Genomic DNA, 10,077 nt, shown 5'->3' with positions numbered 1-10,077 from the left:
CCATCATATGTACCAGTCCTTGACCCGTGTTGTTCCTCAGGCACAGGATGTTTCACTTTTTCATTGGCTGAAAACGCTTTATCCGATCTGGTCACGGATTACTCCTGAAATGATCAGAGTGTCGGCCTGCACAGCGATGGCCGAACTGATGAAATCAGGCTGCACCACCAGCAGCGATCATCTTTACCTGTTTCCGAATGGCTGTCGGCTGGATGATGAAATCGAGGCTGCTGCTGAAATGGGCATGCGTTTCCATGCCTGCCGTGGAAGCATGAGTGTCGGGGAAAGTCAGGGTGGTTTGCCGCCTGACAGCCTCGTGGAAAAAGAGAGCGATATTCTGAAAGATACGCTCAGAGTCATCGAGGCGTTTCATGACCCTGAGCCCCTTTCGATGCTGACCGTCGGCGGGGCGCCGTGTTCGCCCTTCTCGGTGAGCCGTGAGCTGATGCGGGATATGGCCGGACTGGCGCGTGCAACCGGCACGCGGCTGCACACGCATCTGGCAGAAAACGATCATGATGTGGCTTACAGCCGGGAACGCTTTGGCCAGACGCCCGCTGAATACGCGGAAGAGGCTGGATGGCTCGGGCACGATGTGTGGCACGCGCATTGTGTAAAACTGGATGCGAATGGCATGACCCGCTTTGGACAGACTGGCACAGGCATCGCTCACTGTCCCTGTTCCAATATGCGGTTAGGCTCAGGGATCGCGCCTGTTCGGCAAATGCTGGAATGTGGCGTGCCTGTAGGGCTCGGGGTTGATGGGTCGGCCTCCAACGATGGTGGGCACCTGCTGGGAGAGGCCCGGCAGGCCATGCTCGTTTCCCGGCTTTTGCCGCAACAGGATGAAGCCAGAATAGGATTGACGGCACGGGATACGTTGGAACTGGCGACCAGAGGTGGGGCACGGGTTCTGGGGAGAGACGATATCGGCCAGCTCAGTGTGGGCAAGGCGGCGGATATTGTGGCTTTTGACGTGAGTAGACTGGATCACGCTGGAGCGCTGATCGATCCTGTGGCGGCGCTTGTGTTCTGTAACCCGATATCGGTGGCCTTCAGCATGGTGAATGGCAAGGTTTTGATTGAGAAGGGAGAATTCCTGCATCTCGAACTGCCTGCGCTTGTTAAAAGGCATAATGAACTGTCCCTGATGCTCTGCAATTAAACGCCGGTATTTTTTCGGTGTTATGCGGCCTGCGCACCATTTCCGGCCCGTATGGGTAATTTCACGCATATCCGACTAACAATACATTTTCGTAATGATGAATCCTCGCTGTTCGGTGACTGCGGCCACAAGGGGATGTTCATGATTACGTTCGTGTCGCGACTCTCAGGAAGTCGGAAAAAGCGAATTTTCCAGTATGGAAGTATTCTGTCTGTCTGTGTCGCAACAGCGAGTTTCGCGGCACAGGAGGCGAAAGCCGCCGTCACGGTTAATTTCGGTAAAAACCAGTTCTTTACTTTGGGTGTTGGTGTTCGTGGACAGTATCTGTCTGAAGACCCGAATGCCAAACCGAGCAATTCAAGCGCGGCCAGCTTCAACGATCTACGTATCTATATGGGCGCACAGTTCCATAAATACGTTAAGGCAACACTGAATGTTGAAAGATTGCGCGACGGAAACTGGAATGTTCTGGACGGCATCCTGCAGGTCGAGCCGTGGAAGGAATTCAATGTCTGGATGGGCCGCATGCTGCCCGGCAGTGACCGGTCAAACCTCGACGGGCCTTACTTCCTGAGCACATATGCCTATCCGATGGTGTCGCAATATCCCGGTGCATGGGCAGGACGTGATGATGGTGTAACGGTCTGGGGCAAGTTGCTGAAAGATCGTTTCCGTTACGTCGCAGGTATTTATCGCGGTCATAACTGGGTCAAGGGAGGCTCCAATTACGGCGAACATCCCCTGTTTGCCGGGCGTATGGAGTATAATTTCCTCGATCCGGAGCCTTCACCGGCCTATTATACAGCCAGCACCTATTACGGTAAGGCCGATATTCTCGCCATCGGACTTGCGGGCCAGTATGAAGTCGATGGCGTTGGAAGCGCTCAGGAAAAGGGCGACTACAAAGCGTGGAACATCGACGGTCTTTTTGAAAAGAAGATCGGCAAGGACGCGAAATATGGCGTCTATACTCTCGAAGGCGCTTATTACCAGTATTATACCGACGGTGTGAAAGATATCACAGCTGGATACGGTCAGCGTGCGCCGGAATATGGAAATGTAGGCGGCATCAACAACGGTACGGCTTTTCTTGCCAGTACGGCCTATCTCATTCCCTACAAGCTGGGATGGGGGCGCTTACAGCCCTTGGTCCGGTATCAGCAGTTCCGGTTCAAGAAAGATCTTTATGGAGCAGGGCATCCGAAAACCACACAGTTCGATGCTGGCGCCAACTATGTGCTGGACGGACATAACCTGCGTTTTACGCTTGATTACGTCCGCTACCACGCCGCGAATACACCAGTTTCGCACGCCTTTCTGCTCGGTATGCAGCTTCAGTACTAAGTCCGGTTGATATGATTTATCGCGCAAAACGTTCTGATATGTAGCCGGGAGATAGAAAATGACAATTTTGAAACGATGTGTGCTGACTGGTCTTTTTACCGTGCTTTGCGGGACTTTTGTAAGTCACGCACAGGCTGCCGCAGAATTGCAGGATCTAGATTGCCGCCATCTGTTCGCGGAAGACGTGCGCGTATCCGATCAGATTGTCGCCTTGAGGAAAAAGAAAGCTCTAGCCTCACAGAAAGGCGTTGAGGACGATAACGACAGGTTCTTTGTGAAGTTCGATCCGATCCCCGGGATCGGTGTCATGAATGGCATGACATTGGTACCGGAGGGGCGCGCTGAAAAGGAAGATATTTCAGACGAACGTCTGGACTCTCTTCGCAAGCAGCTTGGAGAGATCAAGGTGCAGGAAGAGAGAAAGGTGTGTCCTTCTCTGCCTTCACCCCTCAGCAGGGATGAGCGTCTGCTTGACGATCAGATGTCGCGATAAGGTAATCTTGGTGTCCAGCCTACCGCTCCTGTAAAAGACGGGAGGCGGTAGCGGCGGCGGCCGAACGGGTGCTCAACCCTGTCTTGTTGTAGATCTGCTCGATATGTTTATCGACAGTGCGCGGACTGACATTCAGAATGTCAGCAATGTCCCGGCTGGTTTTTCCACGGGAAATCCAGAGCAGCACTTCAGCTTCCCGCGCACTCAGTCCAAGTTTCTCCTGAAGCGTTTTTTCCGGCAACAGGGCCCGTGACGAGATTCTGAACAGAAGCTCGTCTTCGCCCGTCGCACCAACCATCACGACAAGGATTTCGTTTTCACCCATGATCTCTCGATGAACAATCGAACCTGGTGCAGAGCGCAGTTCAGCATCAGTAGCGGAGAGGACGTTAGCAGAAATTTTTTCCAGCAGAACGCCAGCCTGTGGCGTGCTCCATAGAATGGAGCCAGAACGGTTTGCCGCGAACAGAAAACGTCCGGCATTATCCAGCACTGCATAGGCGGCTTTCATTCGGGAGGCGGCCTCCATATGCACGCTGATCCGCGCCAGCACTTCCTCCAGTCGTAGCGGTTTTGTCACGTAATCAACCGCCCCGACATCGAACGCCCGCAGCACATTTTCCGTTTCTGTCAGACCCGTCATAAAAATCAGCGGCACGCTCTTCAGATGCGATAACTGCCGAAAAGCCTCGCAGACTTCCCACCCGGTCATCCCCGGCATCAGCGCATCCACCAGTACGAGGTCTGGCACCGTGCGCTCCACGACTTCCAGAGCAGACGCACCCGATTGAGCCAGCAGCACCGTGTAGCCCGCAGAAGCCAGTGTTTCATCCATCAGCCCGAGAACGGCAGGGTCATCATCAATGACCAGAATGCTGCGGCGGCGTGGTGCGGAAAAGGTCATGGCGTGTCCTGTTCCAGATGATGGCGGAGAGCTTCGAGCTGATAGGTGGATGCCAGTGAAACCAATGGCTCTATGGCTTTCGTCAACGACGGATTGTCAGTCTGCAGGGTGGAAAGGCGTCTCCGCAACTCTTTAAGGTTGCCACTGTTAAGCGTGGCGAGCAGATCGACGCGGTCTGCTTCAGAGAGCGAGCCCTCGCTCTGAGTGGAAGTATTCGCAGTCGCTTCGTGTGAAGGCGTGGCGAAAGTCCATGCGAGATCAAGAATGCGGCCAATCTCGGTCAGAAGAAAAGACAGATTGACCGGCTTGCCGATAACGGGACAGTCTTCAAGCGAAGCCACATTTCTATTGGTGCTTTCGACAAGATTTCCTGTCAGAAACATGATCGGGGTGGAGGCAAAATTTCCTCGACGAATGCGCAGCGCCAGATCACGGCCATCCATCCCCGGCATGGACAGGTCGAGCAGCAGCAGATCGGGTTGCACAATTTCCAGACTGTCGAGACATTCCTGCCCGCTTTCCGCATCCTTGACGAGAAAACCGCATCCTTCCAGCAGTTCACGCATGATCTGACGATGACCGGCATTGTCGTCGACGACAAGAATGGTGCGTGGCGGCCCCTCATAGCCCGTTGGAAAAGCGGGGAGTGTGGGGGACAGTTCGATCTGCCGGTCAGGCAGCATCAGCCGCAGGCGGAAACGTGAACCGCTGCCAACCGTGCTTGTAAATGTGATTTCACCCCCGAGCACTTCACTAAGAAGTCGGCAGATTGTCAGGCCGAGGCCAGTGCCGGGCACGTTGGCAGTCGCGGATGCGCGTTCGAAAGGTTCGAAAATGCGCGCATGGTCTGCCGGGGAAATGCCGGGACCTGTGTCTTCAATTACGAATTCAGCGATCTGGGCATGCCAGCGCGCAGAAAAGGTCACATGACCACGCTGGGTGAATTTGACAGCGTTCGAGAGGAGATTGAGGAGTATCTGCCGCAGTCGATGTTCATCGCATGTCACGACGGCCGGCAGAAAACCCGGCTTCCAGATGAACTGCAATCCTTTGGCCTGCGCCTGAGGCCGGATCATCTGCACGACGGATTCCAGAAAGGCGGGCAGGGCGATCGTGTCCGAATGAAGCTCGATCCGTCCCGCTTCAATGCGCGAAATGTCCAGCAGACCGGAGAGAATGGTGGTGATGTGCTCGCCGCTGTCCCGCACGATCCCAAGTGCCTGCTGGCGATCCTCGGGAATACGTGTGTCGTGCTGCAAAAGCTGGATGTAACCCATGATGGCGTTCAGCGGAGACCGTATCTCGTGGCTGATGCCGCTGATATAGCGTGTTTTGGCCAGACTGGCGGCCTCGGCCTTTTCCCGTGCAATCTGGAGCGCCTGTCCCATACGCCGCCGGGCCCTGACTTCGTTCATCAGCAGTCGCGTCTGGTGGAGTGTCTCTCTCGTGGCGGTGCGTCGCCCTTCCTGCGCCATCACCAGCAGCCATGCTCCCACCACGCAGGCCACAAAGACAACGAGCAGAGTGCTGTCGAGCGGCATGCCTGTCTGATAGACCAGCAGGCTGAGCACGCCGACAATACCAAAGACAAGTCCGGCAAAACGTCCAGCGGGCGAGACGCAGATGCGGCGGACCTGAGGAGGAAGGGCGCGCAGGGGCGCGGAAAGCTGGGTCGCGGCGCGGGTGGCCGTCGGTTTGCAACGGTCGCGGCATCGTGCGTCGAGGGAACAGCAGAGTGAGCAGATCGTGCCGCCATAGGCAGGGCACGAGGCCATGTCTTCCGCTTCGAAGCTGTGTTCGCAGATGACGCATTGCATGACCGGACGGCTGTTCCAGTCCTGTGGCTGCGTGCGCGCCATATAGGTGCGCCCATGCGTCAGTCGCGCAAGAACAGGTGCTGTGACGAATGCGATAAGAAGCGTCAGGAAGGGAGCGTAAGCGGCGGCATGTCGACCCAGTTCTCCGGTCAGCACAAACAGACCGCAGGCGGCTCCCAGCGCCCATGCGCCAAGACCGACAATATTGAGGTCCGGCAGCAGGGCACGCTTGAATTCCACAAAGGACGGGCTGTAACCAAGAGGCTTGCAGATGACGATATCGCCGAAAATGGCGCCGATCCACGCACAGGCCAGAACGGCATAAAGCGTGATGCCTGTCTGAATGGTGTTGACCAGTCCGGCTTCCATCAACAGCAGGGCGATGGCGATATTGAACAGCACGTAAACCACGCGACCGGGATGGGTATGTGTCAGGCGTGAGAAGAAATTCGACCACGCCAGAGAGCCTGCATAAGCGTTGGTGATGTTGATCTTGATCTGCGCCAGCGCAACCAGAAGGATCGTCAGGGTTGTCGCAAGGGCGGGGGGCGCGATCGTGTCCCACGCAAAACGATACATCATGCCCGGCTGGATGGCGACGAGTGGCGAGAAGCCCGCATTGACTATGACCGATGCCAGAAAGGAGCCAGCGAGCAGCTTGGCGGCGTCAAGCACCACCCATCCGGGTCCGCCAAGAATGAGAGCGGTCCACCACTGCCGACGATTATTCTCCGTAAGCGGCGGCAGGAAGCGCAGGAAATCGATCTGCTCCGCACTCTGGCAGACCAGCACGATCATGACGGACGCCGCACTCCCGATGGCGACGGCATCGATCCCTGAAGGGCCGAGACTCATGCGGGTGAAGTGTGTCCACTCGGCCAGCCATTCCGGGTGCTGAACCATCACAGCGACCAACGGCACCAGATTGAGCACCAGCCAGATGGGAAGGGTCGCGATCTGAAAGCGCCCGATAAATGAGATCCCCCAAGTGACGAGAGGAATGATCACCACAGCACAGCCCAGATAGGCCAGCCATAAGGGCATGCCGAGTAGACTGTGCAAAGTGCCTGCCAGAATGGCTGCTTCCAGCCCGAAGAAGATGAAGGTGAAGCTGGCGTAGATCACCGACGTGATGGTCGAGCCGATATAGCCAAAGCCGGTTCCGCGCGTGAGCAGGTCGATGTCGAGGCCGGAACGTGCGGCCGTCACGGAGAGCGGCAGACTTATGGTGAAGATGACAACCATCACCAGCGCGATGGCGATTACTGTGTTGGTGAAGCCGAAAGCGAGCGTCAATGTGCCGCCCATCGCTTCCAGGGCGAGAAAGGAGATTGAGCCAAGCGCGGTCAGGGCCGCCCGCATCGGCGTGGCCATGCGGGCCTTTCGGGCCGTGAAACGCAGCGCATAGTCTTCGAACGTCTGGTCCGCGGCCCAGCGACTGTAGGCCCGGCGTGTGCGCACGATACGCAGGCGGCTGGCTTCAAAAGGCAAGGTTCGGCTGGTCCTGACACTGGGCAGTGGCGACGATCATATCATTTGTATTGCAAAGCCTGACAGCGCGATACGCAATCATGCGTATGGAAAGTGCTTTTGTTATCGGGTGAGGTGAACGCAGCAGAAACTGGAGCGCATCCTTATGTCCGATACCGTGCCGAATCTTTCCCGTCGTGCATTTGGGCGTCTTGCCCTCGCGTCTTCCGTCGCAGCCGTGGCTGCCTCGTGGAAGCCGGGGCAGGCTCTGGCAGCCGCTCCAAAAGGCGAGCCGATCAAGGTGGGCATCCTGCACTCCCTTTCCGGCACGATGGCCATCAGCGAGACGACGCTGAAGGATGTGATGCTGATGCTGATCGCGGAGCAGAACCGCAAGGGCGGCCTGCTTGGACGTCCTCTGGAGGCTGTGGTGGTCGATCCCGCGTCCAACTGGCCGCTGTTCGCGGAAAAGGCGCGGCAGCTTCTTTCGGTGGACAAGGCCTCCGCCGTGTTCGGTTGCTGGACCAGCGTTTCCCGTAAGTCCGTGCTGCCGGTGTTCGAGGAACTGAACGGCATTCTGTTCTATCCGGTGCAGTATGAAGGGCAGGAGTGCAGCCGCAATATTTTCTACACGGGTGCTGCCCCCAACCAGCAGGCCATTCCGGCCGTCGATTACCTGCTCAGCGAAGATGGCGGCGGTGCAAAGCGTTTCGCTCTGGTCGGCACCGATTATGTCTATCCGCGCACCACGAACCAGATCCTTCAGAATTACCTCAAGGCCAAAGGGATCAAGGACGAGGACATCATGGTCAACTATACGCCGTTCGGTCAGTCCGACTGGCAGACCATCGTGTCGCAGATCAAGGCTTTCGGGTCCGCAGGCAAGAAAACTGCTGTTGTGTCCACCATCAATGGCGATGCCAACGTGCCGTTCTACAAGGAACTGGGCAATCAGGGCATTTCCTCGACCGATATTCCGGTCATGGCGTTCAGTGTCGGTGAGGAAGAGCTTGCCGGCATGGATACCAAGCCGCTGGTCGGACAGCTTGCCGCATGGAATTACTTCGAGAGCATTGAGACGCCTGAAAACAAGGCTTTCATCAAACAGTGGCATGATTTCACGAAGAAACCGAACCGCACCACGAATGATCCGATGGAAGCACACTATATCGGTTTCAACATGTGGGTGCAGGCCGTGACCAAAGCTGGCACGACCGATCATGACAAGGTGATTGACGCCATGATCGGCATCAAACAGCCCAACCTGACGGGTGGTGTGGCGGAGATGCTGCCGGATCATCACCTGACAAAGCCAGTCTATATCGGTGAAATTCAGGATGACGGCCAGTTCAGCGTCGTATGGAAGACACCGGCTCTTGTGCCCGGACAAGCATGGTCGCCGTGGGTTCCTGAGACGAAGAACCTGATCGGTGACTGGCGCAAGCCCATCTCCTGCGGAAACTACAACACAGCAACGAAAACCTGCATCGGCAAAAAGCATGCATAGGCTGAAACGCCTTTTCCTCACGGCGGCGCTCGTTCTGGGTGTCGCCGTGTCGGCTTCTGCGCAGGCGGACGAATTCTCGGGTCTGGCGAGCAGCCAGTTCGATGAGGTCGCGGGCGCGATTTCCGCACTCGCTGCGTCGGGCAGTCCACAGGCGACGTCCACGCTTCATGCATTGGAGCAAAGGCATCTGTTTTTCGCGCCAGACGGTGGCCTCTTCATCCGAAATGGCGAAGCCTATGTCGATGCGCGGACAGGTCAGTCTGTCGCCACTGCGCCCGAGGGTCTCAAGCCTGTCCGGCTGAACAACCGCATCCGCAAGGCACTCGCTGGCGCGCAGGCGGAACTCGAACTGGCTTCGTCGCAGGCTGAAACACGCCTCAAGGCGGCGACTGCATTCTACGGTCGGCATGATCCCGCAATGCTGCCCGCCATTGAGCATGCTCTGGCAATGGAAAAGAACAGCGCCGTCCGTTCCAAACTTGAACAGGCTCGTGCCGCCACCATTCTGGCCCAGTCCCCCGCCGAAGGGCAGGAACAGGCCCGTCTTGCTGCCGTGAAAAGCCTCCACTCGATGGGAGATCAGGAAGCGCGCGGCATTCTCGCGGGCGTGGCGGCTTCCGATACGGAAACGCCAGCCGTCCGGAAGGCGGCAGAGGCCGCAGTGTCCAGCATCGACTGGCACCTGCGGATCTGGAGCGTATTGCAGAATGCCTTTTACGGCCTCAGTTACGGTTCCGTGCTGTTATTGGCGGCGACAGGACTGGCCATCACCTTCGGTGTGATGGGCGTCATCAACATGGCGCACGGCGAAATGATGATGATCGGCGCTTACACGACATGGCTGGTGCAGCAGGGAATCCGTGTGACTGTCCCGTGGCTGGAGCCGATTGCCCTGCTGGTGGCGATTCCTGTGGCTTTCTGCGTGTGCGGTACGCTGGGCATGATGATTGAGCGGGGTCTGATCCGCTTTCTTTACGGACGCCCGCTTGAGACACTTCTCGCGACGTGGGGGCTCTCCCTTATCCTTCAGCAGGCGGTGCGCTCGATCTTCGGGCCAACCAATATTGCCGTCGAGACGCCCGCATGGCTGTCCGGATCGTTCACGCTGGGCGGCATGGACATCACCCTGAACCGCTTGGCGATCCTGATCTTCGCCTTCCTCGTGCTGGGCGGACTGATGCTGGTGTTACGTCGCACGCCGCTTGGTCTGGAAATGCGAGCCGTCACGCAGAACCGTCGCATGGCTGCGCTCATGGGCATCCGCACACCGCGTGTCGATGCGCTGGCGTTCGGGCTTGGCGCCGGGCTTGCCGGACTTGCGGGTGTGGCCGTCAGTCAGATTGACAATGTAAGTCCCAATCTTGGGCAGTCATACAT

The 10,077-nt window shown here is 57.3% G+C and carries 7 protein-coding genes; 5 read left to right on the top strand and 2 right to left on the bottom strand.

The window, feature by feature from the left end; genetic code table 11:
- From ABF824_RS06585 to ABF824_RS06575, 3 genes are all read left to right on the top strand, one after another.
- The coding region (locus tag ABF824_RS06585; protein WP_415487276.1) for an 8-oxoguanine deaminase at positions 1-1,165 on the top strand (1,165 nt) is incomplete at its 5' end.
- A 141-nt stretch (positions 1,166-1,306) separates the two neighbouring features.
- Complete coding sequence (locus tag ABF824_RS06580; RefSeq protein WP_415487274.1) at positions 1,307-2,509, top strand: porin; 1,203 nt, start codon at positions 1,307-1,309, stop codon at positions 2,507-2,509.
- Between the two features lie 58 nt (positions 2,510-2,567).
- Positions 2,568-3,002 carry a hypothetical protein gene (locus ABF824_RS06575; RefSeq protein ID WP_415487272.1) on the top strand — a complete coding sequence of 145 codons (435 nt, stop codon included), beginning with the start codon at positions 2,568-2,570 and terminating at the stop codon, positions 3,000-3,002.
- 19 nt (positions 3,003-3,021) lie between these two features.
- On the opposite strand, the gene ABF824_RS06570 is transcribed toward ABF824_RS06575, so the two are convergent.
- A complete protein-coding gene (locus tag ABF824_RS06570; RefSeq protein WP_415487270.1) occupies positions 3,022-3,906 on the bottom strand; it encodes a response regulator in 885 nt (294 codons plus the stop codon).
- Entirely contained in the window at positions 3,903-7,214 is a 3,312-nt protein-coding gene (locus ABF824_RS06565; RefSeq protein WP_415487268.1) for an ATP-binding protein, read from the bottom strand. Before ABF824_RS06565 ends, ABF824_RS06570 begins: the two co-directional genes overlap by 4 nt.
- A gap of 145 nt (positions 7,215-7,359) precedes the next feature.
- Here ABF824_RS06565 and urtA point away from each other — a divergent pair, with 145 nt between their 5' ends.
- Together urtA and urtB are read left to right on the top strand one after the other, a co-directional pair.
- A complete protein-coding gene (gene urtA / locus ABF824_RS06560; protein WP_415487265.1) occupies positions 7,360-8,700 on the top strand; it encodes an urea ABC transporter substrate-binding protein in 1,341 nt (446 codons plus the stop codon).
- On the top strand, positions 8,693-10,077 hold a 1,385-nt coding region (gene urtB, locus ABF824_RS06555; protein ID WP_415487263.1), incomplete at its 3' end, for an urea ABC transporter permease subunit UrtB. The genes urtA and urtB, both read left to right, overlap by 8 nt.

Origin of the sequence: Acetobacter sp., assembly GCF_047721705.1 — a bacterium.
Taxonomy (GTDB): Bacteria; Pseudomonadota; Alphaproteobacteria; order Acetobacterales; family Acetobacteraceae; genus Acetobacter.
Note: the sequence above shows the minus strand (reverse complement) of the source record. Positions and strands in the feature narration are given on the sequence as shown.

Excerpts from the sequence above, each read along its gene's own strand:
- ABF824_RS06580 (WP_415487274.1), top strand. The coding sequence starts at position 1,307 with ATGATTACGTTCGTGTCGCGACTCTCAGGAAGTCGGAAAAAGCGAATT.
- ABF824_RS06575 (WP_415487272.1), top strand. The coding sequence starts at position 2,568 with ATGACAATTTTGAAACGATGTGTGCTGACTGGTCTTTTTACCGTGCTT.
- ABF824_RS06570 (WP_415487270.1), bottom strand. The coding sequence starts at position 3,906 with ATGACCTTTTCCGCACCACGCCGCCGCAGCATTCTGGTCATTGATGAT.
- urtA (WP_415487265.1), top strand. The coding sequence starts at position 7,360 with ATGTCCGATACCGTGCCGAATCTTTCCCGTCGTGCATTTGGGCGTCTT.